This is a genomic window from endosymbiont of Riftia pachyptila (vent Ph05), from assembly GCF_000224455.1.
Taxonomy (GTDB): domain Bacteria; phylum Pseudomonadota; class Gammaproteobacteria; order Chromatiales; family Chromatiaceae; genus Endoriftia; species Endoriftia persephonae.
Window position 1 is genome coordinate 1 of sequence record NZ_AFOC01000060.1, and the last position, 22,925, is coordinate 22,925.

The 22,925-nt window shown below is 57.5% G+C and carries 17 protein-coding genes and 2 pseudogenes; 10 read left to right on the forward strand and 9 right to left on the reverse strand.

What is annotated here, in order from left to right; translation table 11 throughout:
* From RIFP1SYM_RS18095 to RIFP1SYM_RS10335, 8 genes and pseudogenes are all read left to right on the forward strand, one after another.
* A partial coding sequence (locus RIFP1SYM_RS18095) for a PEP-CTERM domain protein (RefSeq protein WP_039960282.1) occupies positions 1-869 on the forward strand: 869 nt, incomplete at its 5' end.
* A gap of 253 nt (positions 870-1,122) precedes the next feature.
* Positions 1,123-3,844 (forward strand): annotated as a pseudogene (gene ppdK / locus RIFP1SYM_RS10300) (pyruvate, phosphate dikinase); the annotation flags it as partial.
* A 298-nt stretch (positions 3,845-4,142) separates the two neighbouring features.
* A complete protein-coding gene (locus RIFP1SYM_RS19015) occupies positions 4,143-4,679 on the forward strand; it encodes a hypothetical protein (protein WP_420855219.1) in 537 nt (178 codons plus the stop codon).
* Between the two features lie 2,134 nt (positions 4,680-6,813).
* Positions 6,814-7,320, forward strand: coding sequence for an Hsp20/alpha crystallin family protein (locus tag RIFP1SYM_RS10315; protein WP_005963912.1), 507 nt, complete (start codon positions 6,814-6,816; stop codon positions 7,318-7,320).
* A gap of 59 nt (positions 7,321-7,379) precedes the next feature.
* On the forward strand, positions 7,380-8,855 hold the full coding sequence (locus RIFP1SYM_RS10320) for a DegQ family serine endoprotease (protein WP_005963915.1): 1,476 nt from the start codon (positions 7,380-7,382) through the stop codon (positions 8,853-8,855).
* A gap of 51 nt (positions 8,856-8,906) precedes the next feature.
* Positions 8,907-9,863, forward strand: a complete 957-nt coding sequence (locus tag RIFP1SYM_RS10325; RefSeq protein ID WP_005963919.1) for a DnaJ C-terminal domain-containing protein — start codon at positions 8,907-8,909, stop codon at positions 9,861-9,863.
* Positions 9,864-9,869: 6 nt separating this feature from the next.
* Positions 9,870-10,181, forward strand: coding sequence for a chaperone modulator CbpM (locus RIFP1SYM_RS10330; RefSeq protein WP_005963922.1), 312 nt, complete (start codon positions 9,870-9,872; stop codon positions 10,179-10,181).
* Positions 10,182-10,255: 74 nt separating this feature from the next.
* Positions 10,256-11,017, forward strand: a complete 762-nt coding sequence (locus tag RIFP1SYM_RS10335) for a zinc metalloprotease HtpX (protein ID WP_240992081.1) — start codon at positions 10,256-10,258, stop codon at positions 11,015-11,017.
* 377 nt (positions 11,018-11,394) lie between these two features.
* On the opposite strand, the gene RIFP1SYM_RS10340 is transcribed toward RIFP1SYM_RS10335, so the two are convergent.
* The 4 genes from RIFP1SYM_RS10340 to RIFP1SYM_RS10355 form a co-directional block, all read right to left on the reverse strand.
* On the reverse strand, positions 11,395-12,036 hold the full coding sequence (locus RIFP1SYM_RS10340) for a hypothetical protein (protein WP_006474245.1): 642 nt from the start codon (positions 12,034-12,036) through the stop codon (positions 11,395-11,397).
* A gap of 122 nt (positions 12,037-12,158) precedes the next feature.
* Positions 12,159-12,356, reverse strand: coding sequence for a hypothetical protein (locus RIFP1SYM_RS18100; RefSeq protein WP_010084807.1), 198 nt, complete (start codon positions 12,354-12,356; stop codon positions 12,159-12,161).
* 132 nt (positions 12,357-12,488) lie between these two features.
* Positions 12,489-13,355, reverse strand: coding sequence for an HDOD domain-containing protein (locus RIFP1SYM_RS10350; RefSeq protein WP_005963931.1), 867 nt, complete (start codon positions 13,353-13,355; stop codon positions 12,489-12,491).
* A 41-nt stretch (positions 13,356-13,396) separates the two neighbouring features.
* Entirely contained in the window at positions 13,397-15,418 is a 2,022-nt protein-coding gene (locus RIFP1SYM_RS10355; RefSeq protein ID WP_005963934.1) for a putative bifunctional diguanylate cyclase/phosphodiesterase, read from the reverse strand.
* Between the two features lie 689 nt (positions 15,419-16,107).
* Here RIFP1SYM_RS10355 and RIFP1SYM_RS10360 point away from each other — a divergent pair.
* Positions 16,108-16,512 carry a Fur family transcriptional regulator gene (locus RIFP1SYM_RS10360; RefSeq protein ID WP_006474242.1) on the forward strand — a complete coding sequence of 135 codons (405 nt, stop codon included), beginning with the start codon at positions 16,108-16,110 and terminating at the stop codon, positions 16,510-16,512.
* Positions 16,513-16,576: 64 nt separating this feature from the next.
* Here RIFP1SYM_RS10360 and RIFP1SYM_RS10365 read toward each other — a convergent pair.
* From RIFP1SYM_RS10365 to RIFP1SYM_RS10375, 3 genes and pseudogenes are all read right to left on the reverse strand, one after another.
* Positions 16,577-17,628, reverse strand: a pseudogene (locus tag RIFP1SYM_RS10365) (ABC transporter ATP-binding protein).
* Between the two features lie 9 nt (positions 17,629-17,637).
* Positions 17,638-19,323 (reverse strand): ABC transporter permease, encoded by a 1,686-nt coding sequence (locus RIFP1SYM_RS10370; RefSeq protein ID WP_005963944.1) that lies wholly within the window; start codon positions 19,321-19,323, stop codon positions 17,638-17,640.
* A gap of 3 nt (positions 19,324-19,326) precedes the next feature.
* Entirely contained in the window at positions 19,327-20,331 is a 1,005-nt protein-coding gene (locus RIFP1SYM_RS10375; protein ID WP_005963947.1) for a Fe(3+) ABC transporter substrate-binding protein, read from the reverse strand.
* Between the two features lie 376 nt (positions 20,332-20,707).
* Between RIFP1SYM_RS10375 and RIFP1SYM_RS10380 the strand changes: the two genes are divergently transcribed.
* On the forward strand, positions 20,708-20,953 hold the full coding sequence (locus RIFP1SYM_RS10380) for an RtcB family protein (RefSeq protein WP_039960285.1): 246 nt from the start codon (positions 20,708-20,710) through the stop codon (positions 20,951-20,953).
* A gap of 365 nt (positions 20,954-21,318) precedes the next feature.
* Here RIFP1SYM_RS10380 and RIFP1SYM_RS10385 read toward each other — a convergent pair whose 3' ends face one another.
* Complete coding sequence (locus RIFP1SYM_RS10385; RefSeq protein WP_005963952.1) at positions 21,319-22,128, reverse strand: hypothetical protein; 810 nt, start codon at positions 22,126-22,128, stop codon at positions 21,319-21,321.
* Between the two features lie 9 nt (positions 22,129-22,137).
* On the reverse strand, positions 22,138-22,925 hold a 788-nt coding region (locus RIFP1SYM_RS10390), incomplete at its 5' end, for a cyclic nucleotide-binding domain-containing protein (RefSeq protein ID WP_039960288.1).

The following is a 22,925-nucleotide window of genomic DNA, read 5'->3' on the forward strand; positions in this document are numbered from 1 at the left end:
TCGTTGCACTTTTGTGCGCACTGCTTTATCTGCCGCAGGCTGGGGCGGCGAGGATTGAAGTGATCAAGGATCAGATCGAGATAGATACCCGCGCTCAGCTCTTCTACTGGGTTGATGGCGCCCGGACAGACCTGATCGCGGAGGATACAGATCGATATCGTGGTTCTATCCATGCCTTGCAAGAGGCAGGGGTTGATGAATTTGAGCTTGGTTCTTGGACTGAATACCATTACACCAACCCGATGACCTATAACGGGATTGAGTATGTTGTCCCCGGAATGTCTCCAGGCCCTCACCTCGGTGCTGACCGCAATTCGCGGGCAACGGTTGAGTACTACTTTGACCGCATAAATCCTAGTATCGAACTGATCTATGAGATATCAGGGTGGAGCTATAATCAGGATCCATACCTAGATGCGGTGAGTGGGTACTACGATTGGTGGTCGGAGGGAAGCATCAAGCTGGACTGGACGTTTCAGGTGACCGGGGAGGACGCTAGTCTGGATGTCTGGAGCCGAATATTCGATTTTTTTCCAGATGTCTACTCCGAATTCTCCCTCTACGACTTGACCCTTGGGTCCCATGTGTCGGGTGGAATATCTGGCGGTGGTAGTTGGTACGATAATAGACTTCGCGGCAGCTACGATCTGCAGGAGGGCCATACCTACGCCCTCTCGTCTTACTCCCATGTCGGATCAGATGGGCAGGATCCTGATCCTGATGCGATAGTGAATCTGTACTTCAACAATGCAGACATCGTCTATGTCGCCGAGCCATCGTCACTCTCCCTGATGCTGTTGGGCATGGTCGGTATGGTGTGGAGTGCCGTGCGCCAGCAGCGGCTTGGCGCCGGCCACAGTCCGTCCTGAATCCGCCACTTGCTTTTGGCAAGGCGAGCGGCCCTCATGCCTTGATGAGGTCTGCTCGTCTCTACCTTATCCTGTCTGAAATCACCCTGCTCCAGCGGTGCAGCTTCTTCTCCTCGTCGCCTATCTATATCGCCACGATTCAATCCACCTGCTGCAAGTCATGGTGCAGTCAGCATAAGGGTCTATTATTCGAGATGGTCCGACCCTGCAAAGCCGAAAACGGCTTTCGTCTCTAACATGAGGAAGTGAAAAGATGAGTGGTAAACGGCACGTCTATGCGTTTCAGGATGGCGATGGAAAGAACAAACATCTGCTGGGTGGCAAGGGGGCCAACCTCTGCGAGATGACTCAGTTTGGGCTCAACGTGCCGCCTGGTTTTGTGATTACTACCGAGACCTGCCTCGAATATCTGGAAGAGACCAGTCGCGGTCTGCCGGAAGGGGTGATGACGCAGGTGCGTGAGCAGATGGCGGCGGTTGAGCAGGCAACTGGAAAAGGCTTTGGGGACGCACAGAATCCGCTGCTGGTGTCGGTGCGCTCTGGCTCGGCGATGTCGATGCCGGGCATGATGGACACCATCCTCAACCTGGGGCTGAATGCCGACACCTTGCAGGGTGTGTTTGAGCAAACTGGCGATGCCCGCTTCGGCTACGATGCCTACCGACGTTTCATCCAGCTGTTCGGCAAAGTGGCGCTGAACGTGCCCGACGAACTATTCGATGCGGAGTTTGATGCAGTTAAGCAGAAGGCCCATGTGACCGCCGATGTGGGGCTTTCCGCAGATGACTTGAAGGAGATCAGCGAACGCTTTCTGCGGGTTTTCGAGGAGCACACCGGCCGGGCCTTCCCTGAAGACCCCTACGATCAGCTGGAGATCGCGATCAAGGCGGTGTTCGGTTCCTGGATGGGTAAGCGGGCAGTGGATTATCGTCGCGAGTTCAACATCACCCCGGAGATGGCCAACGGCACCGCAGTCAACGTCTGCACCATGGTCTTCGGCAACCGCGGTGATGACTCCGCCACCGGCGTCGCCTTCACCCGCAACCCTGGTACTGGTGAGAACAAAGCTGTTTGGTGAGTATCTGATCAATGCCCAGGGTGAGGATGTGGTGGCTGGCATCCGCACCCCCAAGCCCATCGACAAACTGGCCGACGAGATGCCGGAGATGGCCCGCCAGCTGGCTGAGCTGCGCGACAAGCTGGAGAGCCACTACAAGGAGGTGCAGGACTTCGAGTTCACCATCGAACGTGGCACTCTCTACTGTCTGCAGACCCGCAACGGTAAGATGAACGCTATCGCGATGGTGCGCACCTCAGTGGAGATGGTGCAGGAGGGGCTGCTCTCCAAGGAGGAGGCGCTGCTGCGCATCGACCCGNCCCATCTGGAGCAGATGCTCTACCCGCGACTCGACCCCAAGGCACGGGTGGAGCCGATTGCCCAGGGATTGCCTGCCTCACCGGGTGCCGCCTCCGGCTTTGCAGTGTTTGATGCCGATCGGGCCGAGATTCAGGGCAAGAATCAGGGGCAGAAGGTGATCCTGCTGCGGGAGGAGACCAAGCCGGAGGATATCCACGGTTTCTTCGCTGCTCAGGGCATACTTACCAGCCGTGGTGGCAAGACCTCCCACGCTGCGGTGGTGGCGCGCGGTATGGGCAAGCCCTGTGTGGCCGGCGCCGAAGGGATCCATGTGGATGTGCAGCGGCGCGAGGCCTATGTGGGCGGTAGGGTGATTCGCGAGGGTGACATGCTCACTATCGACGGCAGCACCGGCAACGTCTTTCTTGGGGAGATCCCGATGGTCGAGCCCGATTTCTCGGCGGAGCTCAACCGGCTGCTGCAGTGGGCCGACGAGGTCGCCTACCTGCGGGTGATGGCGAATGCCGACACCCCGAACGATGCGGCCCGGGCGCTCAAATATGGTGCCAAGGGGATTGGCCTGTGCCGTACCGAGCGGATGTTCAATGCGGTGGAGCGGCTGCCGGTGGTAATCGAGATGATCGTCGCCGAGGACCAGGCACAGCGCCAGGCGGCGCTCGATAAGCTGCTGCCGATGCAGCGCGCCGACTTCAAGGGGCTGTTCGAGGTGATGTCGCCGCTGCCGGTGACCATCCGCCTGCTTGACCCGCCAATCCATGAATTTCTGCCGACTGAACGTCAGCTGCAGAGTGATCTGGAGCAGCTCAGTCACCTGCGCCGTTCGGTGCTCGGGATGGAGGTGTTGGCTGGTTCGATGATCCTGCTGCACGACCCCTCCGCGGCGAAGAGCGAGGCCGATTCAATGCGCCATATCGTCGATCTGGAGTTGGTCGAGCAGGCGATCGAGAAGAAGACCCTGATGCTGAAAAAGGTGCGTGCGCTTACCGAGGTGAACCCGATGCTCGGCCATCGTGGCGTACGCCTTGGCATCACCTTTCCTGAGATCTACAAGATGCAGATCCGCGCCACCCTCGAGGCGGAGGCGGAGTGTGCAGCGATCGGCATCGAGGTGCACCCGCAGATGATGGTGCCCCAGGTCTGCACCGCGGAGGAACTGAAGCGGGTACGCGGCTACATGGATGAGATTCGCAGCGATGTAGAACAGAAGAGCGGCCAGCGCCTGAACTGCCGCTTCGGCACAATGATTGAGGTGGTGCGCGCCTGCATGCGTGCCGAGTCCCTGGCCGAGGAGGCGGAGTTCTTCTCGTTTGGCACCAACGATCTGACCCAGGCCACCTTCTCCTTCTCCCGCGAGGATGCGGAGAACAAGTTCCTGCCGATGTACAACCAGGCCGGCATCCTGCAGGACAACCCCTTTGAGGTGTTGGATGCCAAGGGTGTGGGCAAGCTGATGCAGCTGGCGGTCGAGCAGGCCCATAACCACAAGCCGGAACCACCAGTGCGCAACACCAACGAACAGCCCGAGCACCCCCACTCGATCGACAACGACCACCAACCCGGACGCAACAAAAACCCCAACACCACACCGCGGATACCGCACCAGCCGAAGGCACCGGCACAGCCACCCCCAAACACGGGGAACACCCGATCACCCCAGGGAACCCCACAGAAGGACAAAAACATTAGAGGCGTAAAGCCCGGGCACCGCACCCACCAGGCGGAAGAGAAAGATAACAATCCGGACACCCAAAACCAGAGCCGCTATGGCAACCCGAAAAGGAACAACAAAAATCCAGACCACAGCTACACTGCCAGGATGCGCAACAAACACAAGCACCAGAAAAACCAACCCGCGAACCAGACCGACCCCACCGCCCAAGGACAAAGCCGTGCGCATGGGCATCAGCAAAAACGCAAACCACAAGGACAAAGTAGACAAGACGACAAAGCAAACAGAAAACCAGCGAAAGGCGGAGGCGCGGCAACTGATGCGGGACAAGGCCAACCCAGAGCCATTCAGGGGAGAGGACCAGGGCCAGGGGGAACCGCACCTCCAAACCAGGCTCCAGCGGCTCCACAGCGCCCAACTCCAGCAAATCATGGTAGACGCGTACCGAAACGACGCAGTTCACAAGATCCAACCCCACCGCACAGCCCTGAACAACCCGCGACTACCAACCGAGCACGATCAGAACAGCGACGCGCCCAGTGATGGCACCCCAGCTAACCCGGTAACCCCCACAAAGCTCGATCACAATGAGGCAACCCCCAACGGGACCAAAACCCACAAGCAAGCCGGCCACGAGCAGACAGCTACGCCCCGAGATAGCAAAGCCAGCCGGCATCCGCATAGCCAGCAACGACAGGCAGAAAAAACCCCCAAACATCCCCAGCCCCAGCGAAACCCGGCCAGCAAAAGGCAACGCGGCTGAAGCCTGCCTCATCAACAACATCACGCAACGCACCCAGGGGCCAGACGCGCCAATCGGACCCCAAGGCGACCCCCAAGAGCCAACCGCCGCCAAAAGCGAAAAGGAGAAGCCAGACCAGGCCGCCGCGGACCGGAAAAAACCCCCACAGCTCCCAAAGAGAGCCGAAACGCAACCCCTCAACCCCCATCTCACGACAAACAAAAACCGCCCGAAAAGACCAGAAGCCCCCACAGGCAACCAGGAAAAGGAGCCCGCCCTCAGCAACACCCTGAAGAACCCGCGGAAAGCAGCGCAGAAGCGACTAGCACCCCTGGAACACACAGCACAGGAAAGTCATTGAGGAGATGACAAAGCGAAGCCGACACGAAGACTGGACAACAACCGGCGCCAGAAGACCAACGCGTTGGACCCGGCCAGAATGAAGCCCATCGAACCAGCCTGCACCACCCCAAGCAAGCACCAAAGCACCAACGCCCAGGCCGAGAGCCAGGAGACTACGGCACAGTGCTACCCAAGCCCAGCAAACGCCGCCGCGGCCCCAGAAGCCCCCACAAACCAGAGTCGCACGCCGACCACACAGCCAACTGAAGGTGGCCGCAACAAAACAAAACGCCAAACCACCACACGGGACAGACAACGCGAACAGCCGACAAAACGCAACCTGATCTCCCGGCAGGGAGCGATGGTGAGGCCGCCGGAGCAAACCGGAGCCAGGCCGTCGATGATGCGCCAAAGAACCAAACCAAACCAAAAACAGAAAAGAAAAAGAACAGGAACACACAAACGCAGGGCCAACAACATGAAAAGAGCGCACGCAAAACAAGGCAACCGACCGTCAGGTCACTCAAAATAGCCGAACCCACTCAGCCCGGCGCACACCACAAGCGAACCACCTGCCCGGAGACAAGACAGCAAAAAAGGGGCGAGGCGGCAACCAGAAAAGCAAACCAACAAAGCAAATACAACAGACAAACCCACCACACAGAGAGAGAAAAAAGCACCGCACCAGGCACAAGAGCCACCCGACCAAAGAGGACCAACTCAACAAACCAAAAACAGACACCGAACCAGCCGCGAGGAATCAAGCCCGCCAGCAAAAAGACAGCGAAACCCGCACAAAGCGACCACAGGCCGAAAAGCAGGAAAACTACGCCAAAGCAGGTGACCACAACCCAGCAAGACAGGTGCCCCACCAGCAAGAACGAACCCGACTCGAGCAAACGGACACGAGCAACGTGACACAACACAGCAAAAGCCGCACACAGAATGACGCACACGGACAGGACGAAAGAAAACAAGCGAACCGCACCAAAATGGGATAATAGACACCAGACCTTCTGGAGAGGTGCCCGAGCGGCCCAAACAGCACGCACGCAAAATCAAGGGAACCCAAGAGCGTACCGAGGGTTCGAATCCCTCCCTCTCCGCCAAAAAACAAAAAAAAACAATAACAGAAGCAGGTTTGCAAGGCCCCGAAGCCCGACCAGTCAACCAAGACAACCGGCCAAAAAATAACCGGCCAGTAACATTCCGCTCAGACGGCTCCCTGATAACTCATACTAATTAAGAGACGGTTTGCGTCGCGCTTGTCGGCGGAAATTCTAGGCTTATCCCGATTGATTCGATTTCCAGGGCTGCTCCGGGAAACTCATCCAAACTCAGTCATGAGAAGGTCGTCTGCGCCTATGGCCTCTCCAAAGGTGCAGCCAGCAAGCACGTCAATCTTACTGCGGCTCAGAGCATCAGCTGGTCGCTGTCCGAGGGTGTCAACGAGGCCCGTCTTTTTCCAATCCAAGCTAAATTCAATCGCTTTATCGAGTCGGGTTACTTCCGTATCCACCAGAAGCTGAAACGCAAAGGGGTGACCCTTCAATTATTGTGGTAACCGGCTGACGTGCTGTATCGGGAACGGGTGAGGTACTGCAGTGCCCAGGTCTTTGTTTCGGTGCTCGGTACCTCCAGCTACACTTTGATAGGGTCGGGAGCCGCCTTCTCAGGAGAGAAATGAACCTCTGTCGCTGCAAGATTTCGACTGGATGGGGAGGAAGAGGTTGCTCTTGAAAAATCGATCATCAACTCCCACGTCTTTAGCAGTACCAGTAAAGGGAAAGATATCAATTTGGAGTAGGCGACGATGTCAACATTAGAGCAACTTGGTGAAGGAATGAATCACGCATGGGATGCATTGGTGGATGGCTGGCGTGATCTCTATCGTCGCGCGACAAATGCCATAACGCGATTCACGCCACATGGTTCTAAGGGGGAGCTTAGATCCAGAGATGAGGGAGAGATTGCTATCCGTAGTTCCGGCTGGGGCGTATTGGCAGCCGAGGTCTTTGATGATGATGACCGGGTGATCGTACGTCTGGAGGTGCCGGGTATGGAGCCGGATGAATTCAGGCTGGATGTCGTCGATGACATGCTGGTGGTCTGTGGTGAGAAGCAACTCCAGAGTGAACGCACTGAGGGGCGCTATCAAATATCCGAGTGTGCCTATGGTCATTTTGAACGCGCGATATGGTTGCCGGATGAAGTAGACAGCGATAAGGCCTCAGCCCGGTACAGGCGCGGCGTTCTGCGGGTAGAGTTGCCGAAATCGTCGGCCCGGCGCAGTAGAAGAATCAAAGTGAAAGTGCGCTGATAGCGCCCTCAAGAATTTAGCCAATACAGCTTTCTACACTTGTCACTGAGGAGTATGACATGAAGATAAATCGAATCGTTCCACTCCTGGTTTTGCTCTTGTGCATTGTATCGCCAGCTTATGCGCAGGACGGTGGTATCGAAAACCTGCGGGAGACTGGTAAGGCCTTTGCGTCGGTGGCCCGAACGGTCTCTCCATCGGTGGTTTTCATCCAGGTTGAAGGCAAGGCATCTGGCTCTGCGGTCACCGAGTTTCCTTCGCCTTTTGGTGACACGTCGCCATTCAACGACGATCTGTTCAAGCGATTTTTTGGTGACCGGTTTCCAGGAATCCCCCACAGTCCACGCCCTGAGATGCCGCGAGGTGAACGCCGTACAATCAGTCAGGGCTCGGGTTTTGTCTTCGCAACCAAAGATGGCCTGTTGTCCGATCAGAGCTATATCCTGACTAACAATCATGTGGTGGAAGATGCCGATAAGATACGGGTGAAGCTTCAGGATGGGCGTGAGTTCGATGCCAAGATTGAGGGCAGGGATCCGCAGTCCGACGTAGCCGTGCTTGTGATCAATACAGGCGGGCTTCCGGCGCTATCGTTGGGTGACTCCTCGAAGCTTGAAGTCGGTGAGTGGGTGGTAGCCATCGGCAATCCCTTTGGTCTGAGCCATACCCTCACGGTGGGTGTAGTCAGCGCCAAGGGACGCACCAGTCTTGGCATCAACGACTATGAGGATTTCATCCAGACTGATGCGGCCATCAATCCCGGTAACTCCGGAGGCCCACTGGTCAACCTGGACGGTGAGGTTGTCGGTATTAATACTGCAATTTTTTCTCGTAGTGGTGGCTATATGGGGGTTGGCTTCGCCATACCCATTAACCTGGCTAAAGCCATCGCCAATCAATTGATGGATGGTGGCGAGGTGACACGAGGTTATCTCGGGATTGTTATCCAGGCGCTAACCCCTGAATTGGCGGAATCTTTCGGCCTTGATCAGAACGTGGGCATTCTGATAGCCCAGGTATCAGAAGACTCCCCGGCCGCTCAGGCAGGTTTGCGGCAGGGTGATGTGATCGTCGCATATCAAGGCAAGCCTGTGACCGATGTTGGCCGTTTCCGTAACCAAGTCTCGCTTACCTCGCCGGGAAGCCGTGAACAACTAACCATTGTCCGTAACGGTAAGCGCCGAGGCATCACTGTAACCATTGGCACACTCGCCAAAGACAAACTAATTGCCGAGGGCCCTGCCCAAAGTGCTGATGAGCTTGGCCTGAGCGTGCAGACGTTAACGCCTCAGTTGGCCGATCAGTTTGGTGCCAAAGCGGGTGAAGGTGTGGTGGTGACGGAAGTCAGGCCTGGATCCATTGCCGCCATGGCGGGGATTAAGCCCGGTGCGGTGATCATGCAGGTGGAGCATAAACCAGTGAAAAGCGCTGCCGAGTTCAAGCATGCGGTGGAAAATGGTAGCAGTGACAAGCGTGTGCTGTTGCTCATCCGTAGAGGTGATATGCAGCAATATGTGGTGCTGAACTGGCAATGACAACCTGAGTGATTTCTATTAGAGGCTTAGGGCAGAGACAACAGTACTACTATGGAATACAAAGACTACTACAAGATCATGGGTGTCGAAAAAGGCGCTACTCAGGATGAAATCAAGCGAGCCTACCGCAAATTGGCGCGTAAATATCATCCGGATGTGAGTAAGGAGCCGAATGCCGAAACCAAGTTCAAAGAAGTGGGTGAAGCCTACGAGGTGCTGAAAGATCCGGAGAAGCGGGCGGCTTACGATCAACTTGGCGCCAACTGGAAGGCTGGCCAGGAGTTCCGGCCGCCGCCGGACTGGGATGCAGGGTTTGAGTTCCGCGGTGGCGGCTTCACGCCGAGGGACGCCTCGGCCTTCAGTGACTTTTTTGAGACCCTTTTTGGCAGGGGGGGCAGTGGTGGTTTTGCTGATGCACGGAGAGCCGGGCCGCATTTCCGCACTCAAGGCGTAGATCATCATGCCAAGGTGTTGATCGATTTGGAGGATGCCTTCCATGGTGCCACCCGTACGATCACTCTACGTGCACCTGAACTGGACGCCCAGGGGCATGTGATTACCCATGAGCGCACGTTGAACGTGAGAATCCCCAAAGGGGTCAAACAGGGACAGCAGATCAGGCTGGTGGGACAGGGTTCTCCCGGTGTGGAGGGTGGAGGTGCTGGCGATCTCTATCTGGAGGTGGAATTTAGGCCGCACCCCTTCTACCGCGTTGAAGGACGGGATCTCTATCTGGAACTGCCGGTAGCCCCCTGGGAGGCGGCGCTTGGGGCCAAAGTCAAAACCCCGACTCCAGCGGGGATTATCGATCTGAAGATACCTGCCGGCTCCACCTCGGGGCGCAAGCTGCGGCTGAAAGGACGGGGTATCCCCGGAAAGAATCCTGGTGATTTCTATGCCGTTTTGCGTATTGCGTTGCCGTCTGGGGATACGGAGCGCGCACAAGCCCTTTATCGCAAGATGGAACAGGAACTGGCGTTCAACCCACGCGCCAGATTGGGAGTTTAGCTGAGCATGAGCAAAGATATTCTGACTGGTTTTCTGCTGGATGAAGAGAGCTTCCTGACTCTGGGTGAGCTGAGCCGTGCCTGTATGGTGCATGCCGAATGGATCATTGAACTGGTGGATGAGGGCGTTCTGGAGCCGAGTGGTTGTGATGCCGTCCACTGGCGTTTTTCCGGACCCTGTCTGCATCGGGCGCGTACCGTCAGGCGTCTCCAGCAGGATCTCGGAATTAATATTGCTGGTGCCGCGCTGGTGCTGGATCTGATGGACGAAATTGACAGTTTGCGAGCACGACTGCACTGGCTGGAGCAGGGCTGCTAATGGCCATAGACTCACAAATCTGGCATCAACACGCATTGGCAAATCGCATTCAATCTTTGTTGTTGCTTGTCGCTATGGTGAGCTTTCTGTCTCTGCTGGGCTGGGTGCTATGGGGAGTTGACGGCATCTTCTGGCTGTTGCTACTGGGTTTTGTGTTGTTGTTGTTCAATCCAGTCGCTTCACCCTGGCTGATCATGCGCATGTACCGGGCTACTCGTCTGACGTCAGTTAAGGCGCCAACACTTGATTCAACTTTGAGGGAGCTGGCCCACAGAGCAGGGCTCCACAGGGTTCCTGAGCTTTTCTATGTCCCTAGCCCTATGGTCAATGCCTTTACGGTGGGAAGCCGGAACGAAGCGGTAATCGCGGTGACTGATGGCCTGTTGCGTTCACTGGATACACGGGAGACAGTCGGAGTATTGGCACATGAAGTGAGCCATATTCGCAATAACGACATGTGGGTGATGGGGATGGCCGATCTGTTCAGCCGTTTGACCAGCCTACTCTCCCTGCTTGGTCAGTTCCTTCTGCTGCTCAACCTGCCACTGATCGTGATGTCGAATGTGAGCATCAACTGGTTCGCTATTCTGCTGCTTATCTTTGCCCCCAATCTGAGCGCGCTGGCCCAGTTGGGGCTCTCTCGTACCCGGGAATATGAGGCGGATCTCAGCGCAGCCCGTCTCACGGGTGATCCAGAAGGGCTGGCCAATGCCCTGGTCAAGATCGAACAGCGCTCCGGTTCTTTGCTTGAACGACTTTTTCTGCCCGGACGGCGCATCCCGGAGCCTTCACTGCTGCGGACCCACCCGCCGACTAAAGAGCGGGTGCGCCGTTGATGGCACTCAAGCCACCCATTGCGGAACCTTTATCCTTTATCAGGCGTGAGCGTGGCTTCTTACAAGACGATGCTCCAGTTTATTTAGTGAGCCGAAGGCCGCGATGGCATGTAACAGGTTTGTGGCATTAATGTTTCTGGGGGATTGTATTCATGAAAGATCCTTTTCATATGGTCTGCTCCCATCGCGCGGCGATCAACCGGTAATGAAAGAAGAGTTGGTTGGCGCCGGTGTGACCTTGACCCGGCAATAGCAGGAAATTGTCCTTGTGGCCAGCGTGCCTTAATCGATGGGCCCTGACGCTCCCTGGGAGAGGGAGCGGTTGTAGTATTGGCAGGCGGTGAGGTTCTGGAAGCCGGCTGGCAGGTTGACCCGATTTATCTATCTTCTCCGTTTTGTGAGGTGGGAGACGCGGTTTTCTCCAAAGTGGCGATCTCCTGTCGCAGGGCCTTCAGCCTAGCCGTATAGGCGTCAGCATCCCCATAGTCCACAAATCGCTCAACCAATCGATGGGGGTCTGGAGTGCGTCGTGCATGTTTGATGGGGCACCAGTATTGTTCAGTTCTGGCGGCAATCTCACGGACATACTCGATCAAGCCGCTGCCGTAACCACAGTAGATGCAGTTAAGCTTTTGGATGGCGTTGAGATAAGCCAGGTGCTGCCGGTCAATGACCAGGTAATCCCTGCGCACTACGCGCGGAATGCCGTACACGCGGAAACAGATATGCTGGTAGAGCGTAGCTATGATGTCCAGCAATACGAAAGGGATGAACACACCATAGATAACAGGTGCAGTGAGCAGATGTCCAAGCCGGGCCGTACGAAGATAGGTCCAAATCCCCACTTTCTGATGGCGTTGCAACGCCCGCATGCCCTGTTCAAATCGGACCCTGCCTTGTTCCAGGGTGTAGTGGAAGAGCCGGCGTTTTTCGTCCAGTAGTTGGTCGATCTCACGTTCCAATTCCGCCTGCAGGGTATGCAGACGGTGGAGGATGTCGTCTATGGGGGAACTGGGCATGAATGATCCTTTGAATGAATGCTCGGTAGGTAATTTGGAGGTCGCATTGTTGCGCTGCACGAAGCGCATCGGTCAGATTAATATTGCACAATTATTTTGTGCGTATCATCGATCAAGGGCATCTACTCTACTTCAAACTCCATCATACGATGCAGCACATTATCCAGTGTCTCACCTGGAGCTGCAGAGACAAGGTCCCTCACCATCAGCTCCCTTGCAATGGCCTCGCCGAAGGGGACAATCGTCGCATCAAAGTGGTCAGGGTACGGAGCAGAGGATTCCATAATAAGCAGCACTTCGCTACGCTCACCTGCTGCCATCTGGGAGGACTGAATCGGGTTGAGCTGTAGGAGTTGCCCACCAAATTAGGGGAAGAGCCATCTGGAACTTTCGGCTTGTAGCAGAGAATTTGCTCTCGAAATTCTGTTCGTCCCGCTTCGTTCAGCGGCTCCTTAATTGTTCTGGAAAAGCGCCTTAGCCAATTCTTGGGTTCGTTCGAACTGATCGGCAAGTTTTTGAAACACGCTCTCCAACTCGGATTCGGCGAATTCAAGTTTTTTCAATCTGGGGTCTTCTGCTTGAAAATCCTCACCTCGATAGAGTCTGGAAACCATATTGGCGGCGCTGCCAACCAGTGCTGCGGTCTGCCATGATGTGCCGTGGTAACTCTTGTCGCAGTGGTATCTCATGGCATTTGTCAGAACATCGGGTAGAGCCCAGGCCTGGCCCAAGCATCCGCCGACGCTACAGTAGTCATCGCCAACTGTTTGTCTGAGGGCTTGGCGAACGCAGGATGTTGGATCTGCTTCGTCGAGGCTGAGCGCCTGTGCGGTTTCTTCCGGTATATTGTCGGCGAGCCACAATAGGCCCAGGCTGTGCAGCAGTCCGGCGGTACGCGCTGTCTGTGGATCGCATTCGAGTCGCGCTCCGGCCTGTTCGCTGAGTCTGCCGGCCCCTTCGCCAACCAGCATGCAGGTGCACCAGAATCGTTCGGCGTGGAATGCCGGACAGCGTGACGGGTTGAAGGGTGATGAGATAGCGAGCGCGATGCTCAGGCTCCGTACTACCTGTAGTCCAAGCTGCACACAGGCCTGATTTAGGTTGGTGACCGGGCTGCGGGGGGATGCCCAGGCGGAGTTGGCGAGGGAGATCAGTCGAGCGGTGATAGTGGGGAAGCGCTCAATCTCATGGGCCAATTCGTGAAATCCAATCTCGTCATCCATGACCACCTTTAGCAGATAGGAGACCCCGGGGGGTAATACCGGAAGTCTGGTGTTTCCACTCAGGTGTTGGTTCAGGGTAGCGTTGTTACATTCCATGTGTAGCCGGTCGTTTGCTGTGATGTGGAGCTATCAGCCTGCTAAAAATGTACTTTGCTGACCAGTGAGGGGATCTGATCGGCTGGTACTGGCGGGCTGAAATAGTAGCCTTGGACTTGGTGACATCCCAGCCCCCGCAAGATCTGAATCTGTTCGAGTGTTTCGGCTCCTTCGGCAACCACCTTGTAACCCAGTGCTTGGGCCATGCCAATAATGGTGCCGACGAGCACAGTGGATTTTGCCTCGTGTTGCAGATCCTTGATAAACAGCCGGTCCACCTTGAGGGTGTCGATCGGCAGCTGTTTCAATACCGCGAGGGAAGAGTAGCCGGTGCCAAAGTCATCAACCGCTACCTTTATCCCGAGTGCATCCAACTGCTGGCAAGTGGTGGAATAGTTGTCACCCAGCTGTATAACACTTTCGGTGACCTCGATCTCCAATCGCTTCGGATCAATGCCGGTGGTGTCAAGCACCCGCGTGACCGTATTCACGAAGTCGAGATCAGTAAAGTGGATGGCGGAGATGTTGACCGCAACCTGGAGCTGATCGAGCGCATTGTGATGCCAGCTGGCGGCCTGACGGCAGGCGGTTTCTAGAACCCATTCACCGATCTCCTGGATCAGGCCGATCCGCTCGGCGAGGTTGATGAATTCGCTCGGAGGGATATCACCAAGTTCGGTGTGGTGCCAGCGGATTAGGGCTTCAACGCCGGTGACTTTGCCGCTGCTCAGGGATATCTGTGGCTGATAGTGGAGTGTGAAGTCATTGTTGTCGACCGCTACCCGTAACTGCTGCTCAAGGGCGAGGCGTTGGCTGGCCTGAGTGGTCAATTCGGGGATATAGAAGGCATAGCGGTGTTTGCCCGCTTCCTTGGCGGCGTACATGGCGCTGTCTGCCGCTTTGAGCAGTTGCTGCATGTCGTTGCCATCCTTGGGAAACAGTGCAATGCCCAAGCTTGCCATCGGGCGCACTGTCTGGGTGCCGAGTTCGACCGGCTGATGGATCTCTTTTAGACAGCGGTCGGCCACCTCGGCGGCGTCGAACTCATCAGTAATATTGTCGACGATGATGCAGAACTCGTCGCCGCCAAAGCGGGCCGCGAAATCGACATCGCGCAGCGGTTTTTCGAGGCGTTGGCCGATAATGGCGAGGAGTTGGTCTCCCGTCTCATGCCCCATGCTGTCGTTGATATCCTTGAAACCGTCCAGATCGAGGAAAATCAGCGCCAGCTGTTCGTCACGCCGGGTTGCCGCCTTGAGGGTGTCGCTGAAGCGCTGCAGAAAGTGCGCCCGGCTGGCGAGGCCGGTGGTTTTATCGAAGAAGGCGAGTTGGCGGATCTCCTTTTTCCGGCTCTCGTTGATCCTCAGGATTCGGCTCAGAGTATTGACCGAGTCGGCGAGCCGGATCAATTCCTTGCCGCTGGAGATGTGAACCTCACTGGTGAGATCGCCTTGAGCGATCATGTGGAGTCGTTTGTTCAGGGTGTTGATTGGTTTGGAGATCAGCAGATAGATCCAGAAGAGGATCAGGCCGGTTAGCGCAATCAACACTGCGGTACTGAAGAGGCGCATGCTGAGAACATGCAGGTCGATCTGTTGTTGTAGTGGTTGGATGTTCCAGTCGATGAAGATGCGTCCGAAGTGTTCGCCGTCGAACAGGATATCCTCGGCAAAGGCGAGGTGAGTCATAGCGCCGGTATCGCTGATTCGCTGCCAGTGGGCGAGAGTTTCTCTTCGCTCATTCTCCATTGTCAGGGAGAGGATGTTTGGGTCCAGGGTTGCCAACTGGGTGATGATGGTCTCGAGTCGCGCCTGATCTTCGCTGATTACCGCATCGATACTGGTGGCTGAGAGGACGCTCAGGATTCTGTGATTCTGTTCTTCCAGATTTTGCCTGAGATAATCTGTCTCCAGTTGCTCGAACACTATGCCGACGGCATACCCGACCAGCAATATGCTCCCTCCAAGCAACAGCAGGATCTGCCGCCAGATCGGCAATTGGGAGAATGTGAAGTTATTGCGTGGGTTGCCCATGCCCTGTCTGACGGTTTCAACTTGATGCATGGGGTGCTTCTGCTTTCTGCAGGAGAGGCGTCCCCCCGGTCTCTAGCACACCCCTGGAAGGTCTAGCTTGTAACGATTTTTCAGCAACTCCGGCTTCTCTATGCAGTGAGGCTGAGATGAGTGTTTGGCCCGGCGCCAAGATCAAGGTGCTATGGAGACGGGCTGCTCTGGGGGGCTGCTGGTTCGGAAGGTGGCGGCTGGTCCTTTTCATTTGTACTAATTCCAATACCCTCTTTGAATCCTTCCAGCAATAAGTATTGGAGACCTGCCTTTGGAATTATCTGAGGTCGCTAAACGCCGATGCGCGGGTTGTGCTTCGGTTCAGGAGTCGCGCAGGTCCCCTTCTGCCCCCCACTTCATCCTAGTGGATTCTGCCGAAAATGCATCGTTACCCACATGGGGGGTAATGCCCAGTGCAATCCCCTGTATCGGTGCTGAATTCAGCTCTGAGGGGAAAGGTGATCAGCGGAAAATCTTGCTGGGGCAGATGCAGCGCTCTACTGCATATTTGTGGTGGCCGGTGCAGTGGTTTTCTGAAGATCTTTTGCAACCGGAGTAGTGGGCAGAAAGGGAATCAAAGTTGTGCCGTGCCGATGCTGGGAGAATAGTTGACAAAAACATTTGGATTTGACGCGACAAGGTGAATTATACTGGTCGCCATGAATGAAGCCTTGCGCAGAGCTGACGATATGGAACCAGCAGTAGATGTTGAGTCGATGCTGCGTTCGAGTGGTATCTATCCGACGCCTCAGCGGGTCAGCATCGGCGAGCTGTTGTTTGCCCGCAAGCAACATCTAACGGCTGAGCAGATCCATGAGCGGGTCAGTCAGCGTTTCAGGCGGGTCTCCAAGGCGACTGTCTATAACACCCTCGCGCTGTTTGTCTCGAAAGGGCTGCTACGGGAGCTGGTTGCCGATCCGGCACGTACCTTCTACGACAGCAATACCCAGCCTCATCACCACTTTTTCAATATCGATACCGGTGAGCTGAGCGATATCCCAGGCGATCAGCTACTGAATCTTCCAGAAGGCATTCTGCCGGAGGGGACCAAAGTGAAAGCTGTCGATATCGTTGTGCGGGTTTGCAATCGCTAACCCCCTGTAGCCTCGACGGTGGGGCGACCTTTATCGGCGATGGTCCCCTCTTGCGTGGGCTATCTTACTGCGGCCCCTGACGGAACAGGATCAAGTGCTCCACCTGGATCTTCACCCCGGTTCGCTCGCCCACCCGATAGTCGTTGTGGCTCGGTAGTAGCGAAAGCAGCTCACCCCCCTCCGGCAGCGCCAGGGTATAGAGCGTTTGGGCGCCGCGAAAGGCGCGCTCGATGATGCGGCACTCAAGGCCGGCGCCCGGGGCTAGGGTGATATCATCCGGGCGTAGCAGCACCTCCACCGCGGCGCCCCTGGGCCAGCCGTAGGCGCGATTGCCCTGGATCTCGCCGAGTGGGGTCTCAACTCGATCGGGTGCGCTCAGCCGGCCTTTGAGGAAACGCCCCTCGCCGATGAAGTCGGCGACAAAACGGTCCGCCGGTTCGTGGTAGAGATTGAACGGGCTGTCCCACTGCAGGATCTTGCCCGCCTGCATCACTCCCACCTGCTCGCCCATCACAAACGCCTCATGCTGGTCATGGGTGACGAAGATGGCGGCGGTGCCACGGGCCTTGAGGATATCCCGCACATCAGCGGCAAGTCGTTCGCGCAGCTCCACATCGAGATTGGAGAAAGGCTCGTCGAGCAGCAGCAACGGCGGCTCTGGGGCCATCGCCCGGGCCACTGCAACGCGCTGCTGCTGGCCCCCCGATAGCTCATGGGAAAAACGTTGGCCGTAGCCCTCTAACCCCACCAGCTCCAGCATCTGCTCCACCTTGCGCCGGCGCTCAAAGCGGCTGATGCGCTGCAGGCCGAAGTCGATATTGTTGGCCACGCTGAGTGGGGGAAAAGTGCGTAGTCCTGAAACACCATGCCGAGCCCGCGCCGCTCCGGCGGCAGCGTGTAACCAGGGCTTGAGACGATCTGACCGTTGAGGCGTATCTCGCCCTGCTTGATCGACTCGAAACCGGCGATGGCGCGCAGCACCGTGGTCTTGCCGCAGCCACTGGGGCCGAGCAGACAGCTCAGCATGCCGGGGCTGATGTTGAGTGATAGATCAGCGACCACATCCTGATCAGCGTAGCGGCAGTGAAGACCTTCGATTTCCAGCAGTTGTGTCATGGCAAAAGGTCAGTGTGGTTGGGCTGAATGGGGATGGCTGGAGCTGCGTACTAGCAGGATCACCGGCAGCAGCCCGGCCAACACCAGGGTTACCGCCGGCAGCGCAGCACGTTCCCACTCGCCTTCGGATGTCATCTCGTAGATGCGTACTGCCAGGGTGTCCCAGCCGTAGGGGCGCAGCAGTAGGGTGGCGGGCATCTCCTTCATTACATCCACCAGTACCAGCAGCAGTGCGGTGAGCAGGCCGGGGCGTAACAGTGGCAGGTAGACCCGGCGCACCACCCCGAGTGCACGACAGCCGAGGTTGTGGGCGGCATCGGAGAGACTCGGTCGGATGTGCCCTAGGCCACTCTCGATGGGGCCGTGGGCGACTGCCAGAAAACGGGTCAGATAGGCGCTAAGCAGCGCCAGCAGGCTGCCGCCGAAGATCTGCCCAGGGGGGGTGTTATCGAAGATGCGCCAGATCGCGTTGATCAGATTATCCAGGCTGCTAAAGGTCAGCATGATGCCCACCGCCAGCACTGAGCCGGGCAGGGCGTAGCCGAGGGTGGCGATGCGCGCCGAGCTGGCGGTGAGTCGGTTGTCGTGAAAGCGCCGTGCACAGCCGAGCAATAGTGCCGCGATGATGGTGATCAGTGCGGAGATGCCGCCCAGTGCCAGAGTGTGGGTGAGCAGCTCGAAATAACGGGGGTCGAGATCCTGCTGCACCACCTGCCAGGCCCAGATCAGCAGCTGGATCAGCGGCAGCAGAAAGGCGAGACTGAACACCAGTCCCGCTGCTGAACTAGCTACACCGCCCCGCCAGCCCTGCAGGCGGAAGCGCTGTGGCGGGGCGCCGCGACTGGTCTCGTGGTAGCGGGCGCGGCCGCGCAGGCGGCGCTCTGCGACCAGCGCCAGGGCGACAAACAGCAACAGCAGCGAGGCGAGCTGGGAGGCGGCCTGTAAGTTGAACAGGCCGAACCAGGCCTTGTAGATGGCGGTGGTGAAGGTGTCGTAGTTAAACACCGATACCGTGCCGAAATCGGCCAGGGTCTCCATCAACGCCAGTGAGGTACCGACGACGATGGCGGGGCGGGCCATCGGCAGGGCCACGTGAAAAAATGCAGCCCGTGGTGTCAGACCGAGGCTGTGCGCCGCCTCCAGGGTGCCGCGCCCCTGGGTGAGAAAGGCGGAGCGGGCCAGCATGTAGACATAGGGATAGAGCACCAGTACCAACACCAGGGTCACCCCGCCGCTGGAGCGCACCTCAGGAAACCAGAAGCCGCCTCGGCCGAATAGCTCCCGCAGCAGCCCCTGCAGGGGGCCGGTGAAGTCGAACAGCCCCAACACCACGAACGCCAGCACATAGGCGGGTACCGCCAGCGGCAGCATTAGCGCCCAGTCGAAGAATCGCCGTCCAGGGAACTCACAGAGGCTGGTGAGCCAAGCCAGCCCGACGCCGAGCAGCAGCACTCCGACTGTGACGCCAGCGAGCAGGACCAGGGTGTTGTACACCAGTTCCGCCAGCACCGTCTCAGCAAGGTGGTGCCAGACCGCGTTCTCCCCCTGCAACCAGCCGGAGAAGATCAGCAGCAGCGGTACTGCGATCAGTGCCGCGAGCGCCAGGCTGCCCAGCTGCCAGCCTGGTAGCCGTACTCCTGAATCAGACAGCCGGGCCGCATGCGTTGACTGAAAATGAGAGGGAGCGGTGGACATGGCTCAGCGGTAGCCGGCCCGGTCCATCAGCATCACCGCCTTGACCTGCAACCTTCCTGCCTCAGCAACGTTGAGCGGGTCGCCCTTGAACTCGCCCCAGGTGGTCACCACCGGATCGGGCTGGACCGCCGGATTGACCGGGTACTCCATATTCAGGGCCGCAAATCGGGCCTGGGCTTCGGGGGAGGCGAGCCACTCCAGCAGCTTCACCGCTGCGTCGCGGTGCTTGGCATGAAGGGTGATGCCGGCGCCGGAGACGTTGATGTGTACGCCGCTACTCTGCTGGTTGGGCCAGAACAGTGCCAGCTTGATCGATGGATCTTTTTTCTGCAGCCGGCCAAAATAATAGGTGTTGACTATGCCCAGGTCACACTGGCCGGCGAGGATTGCCTGCATCGTCTTGGTGTCGCTGGAGAAGGGCGGCGCGACCAGGTTGGCGACCCAGCCCGTGACGATCTGCTGCGTTTTCTCCTCCCCCAGGCGGGCGATCATCATCGCCACCAGCGACTGATTGTAGACTTTCTTCGAGGTGCGCAGACAGAGGCGGCCCTTCCATTTGGGATCGGCTAGCGCCGCATAGCTGCTTAGCTCTCCCGGCTGTATCCGCTCGCTGCTGTAGACGATGGTGCGGGCGCGCACCGAGAGGCCGAACCAGCTGTTGTCGGGGGCGCGCAGATGCTCCGGCACGTTGGCGCTGAGGCTCTGTGAGTCGATAGGGGACAGCACACCCTGTTCGGCCGCCTGCCAGAGATTGCCCGCATCCACCGTGATCAGCAGATCCGCCGGGGTGTTGGCCCCCTCCGCCTTTAGCCGTGCCAGCAGCGGTCCGGCTTTGTCGGTGATGTAACGGATCTTTACTCCGCTCTTTTGCGTGTAGGCGTCGAACAGCGGCTTGATCAAATGCTCCTTGCGGGCCGAGTAGACGACGATCTCATCGTCGGCCTGGGCGGCAGGCAGCAGCATCAGGGTGGCGAGCAGCAGTAGCATCGGTTGGTGCAGATATTTCATGATCGTCTCGAATGGATGTGCAGGGATGTGAGAGTGGCTGATTGGGCAGACGGTGTTCGATGAGGCCGTCTGCCCAGCAGAGGTTGGTGCCAGATTGCCCCGATGCTATCCGGCTAGCGCAACAGGGCCTCGCGCATTAGCCGCCAACGTCTTGTTCTATGGTTCTCTGTGTGCTGTTTTGCCTGGCGGTGGAGTAGCCAGGCGTGGGCTAAGGTGGCAGGTGTTGCAGGGTGGCTGCTCTTGCTGGTTGTTTTGGCGTACATTGTTGATCTCACCAAGTGACCTAAAAATAGACCTTGATGTAAATGTTATTGCAAATCGTTCGTATTTACAAGTGAACCACTCTCACTCTCTTGTTGGTGGGCAAGAAGACGTTATGCCAGTGAAGATGATCCTTGATCAGGGACGGGTGCCGCTGCGGATCTACACCGATGAGCTGGAGCCCACCGCGCTGCAGCAACTGGGCAACATCGCTAGACTCGACCTCGTGCACCACCATGTGGTGGGGATGCCGGATGAGTTCCTGGGCATTGGTGCCACGGTGGGTGCGGTGATCCCCACAAGGGGGCGATCATCCCCGCTGCGGTGGGGGTGGATATCGGCTGTGGCCCAGCTTCCCTAGGTTGGCTCAGAACTCCACTGCCAGATGGACGGTAGCGGTTGTCGGCGGTCTCGCCGTTGCCGCCGTCTGCAGTGTCGTCGTCTTCGGCGAGGGCCTACTTGAAAGCGAGGGCGCTGTTATCGTGGATATTTATGGCCGAGGGCCGCGGTCCACGGGGCTTTGACAGCTCAAGGACTAACGCTTCGACCATCATCGCTGGCCAAATGTATTCTTCGTTAATGCGGGATCTTGCACCTTATCAGGAGCCTGGATATTGGCGAGCCAGTCACGACGAGGCAACGCCCGACTGGAGAGCCGTGCGCGGGAAAACCGTACACACGGTTTGGAGGTCGGGGAGGCTCCCTAACCCCTATCGTATTATTACATCAGGGTCTGGGCACGGGGCCGGGCAGGTTCTGTGGAATGGTAAAAGGTCCATCTGCCTGTTTGCGGGTTAATGGCAGGATCAGAGGGCCGCGTCTACCGCCCCGTCCTAGGGGCAGCAACCGCAGGGTGACATCCTGATAACCATCGCCATTCACATCGGCATAGTCGATGGCAATCACCCGAAAACCGGTGGCCAAGGGATCGGTCTCGCAGTCGAGACCTGTCGATTTGAAGTCGATGCGACCACGGAAAAGGCCGTTTTTAATGCGGCAGGCCTGGAGATCGTTCGCCGGTTTCTCACTGCTGGGCTCGACTCTGGTCAGAATACGGGTTAGGTCGGGTACACCGGGCGGTAGGGGACGGCAGTTGCCTGAGTCACTCTCTGGATTACAATCGACCTGAATGGGCAGATCGTGCAGTTTGGCATTCATGAAATCATAACCACTGACAAAGTCATGGGTTGGTGGTCCATTAAACCGGTACAGAAAATTCACATAGTCACAATCCTGTTGCACCTTGCTCCAGATAGTGCGCTCCACGCGATTACACCACTGTTGGGCTCCCTGTCGGAAGGCAGCCTGTGCCGCAGCACAGTCGGCAGGGATACGGAACGGCTTTTTAATATGCCGGCTGATCGGCAGGTTGACTTCATATTCGGTGACCTTTTGACCGCTGTAGGGTGCACTGAAGTAGAGATCGGCATGGCCGGCCTCGGAAGCGGCAGAGATGGCCATCAGAAGGAGGAGCCAGCAGAGTGGATGACGCATTGCACGTGCGTTATTGGGTTGTTGGTTTAGAGACTGTTTCATCGAATCACCTTATTGGATTCCATTCTGCCTCTCGTGTTCCGGGCCAGCAACATTTCTATCCCCTCGCTTTGCTGGGGCCGTGTCAGTGGGTGTTGGTGGATTGATCTTGTCGATGAATGTGACCCAGCGGCAGCTGACATCGGTAGCGAGGTTGTAGAAGAGGCGGCTGCCTATAAACGGATGGAGTAGGGTGACACTGCGGAGGCTGTCTCTGCTGAGCACTAGCAGGCTGCTCTTCTCCAGAGCCACCGCCTGGGTTTTGCGCGGTTCGTTGGCGAGCAGGGCGATATCACCGAATAATTTGCCGGGGGCAAAACGGTTGACGACCAGTCTCTTCTCCGAGTTCTCTCTGCCCGGCATGCTCACCTCCACCGCACCCTGCATCACCAGATACATGGCATGGCTTTTGTCGCCGGGTTTGAACACCTGCTCTCCTGCAGCGTACTCAGTCACGGTGCTGGCGAGGATGAAGCGACGGATCTGCCAGGGCCGCATCTCCCGGAACAGTACACTCTGCGGGATGACCTCCTGACGCAGTTGAGCTGAGAGCAGATCCCACAGGCTGACCAGTCGCAGGGAAGAGATCACCAGTGGCGTGATGACGAAATCGGCGATCAGAGCGGTGGCGATGACCAGTGCGCTCAACAGCCCGAAGAGCGCGATGGGCTGAAAATCAGACAGGGTAAAGACCAGGAAGCCGGCAATTAGCGCCACTGAGGTGGAGATCACCGGCAGGGCCTCGTTGGCCAGAGTGGCGTGCATGGCGAGGGCCTGATGGCGGGATGAGCGCAGCTCCT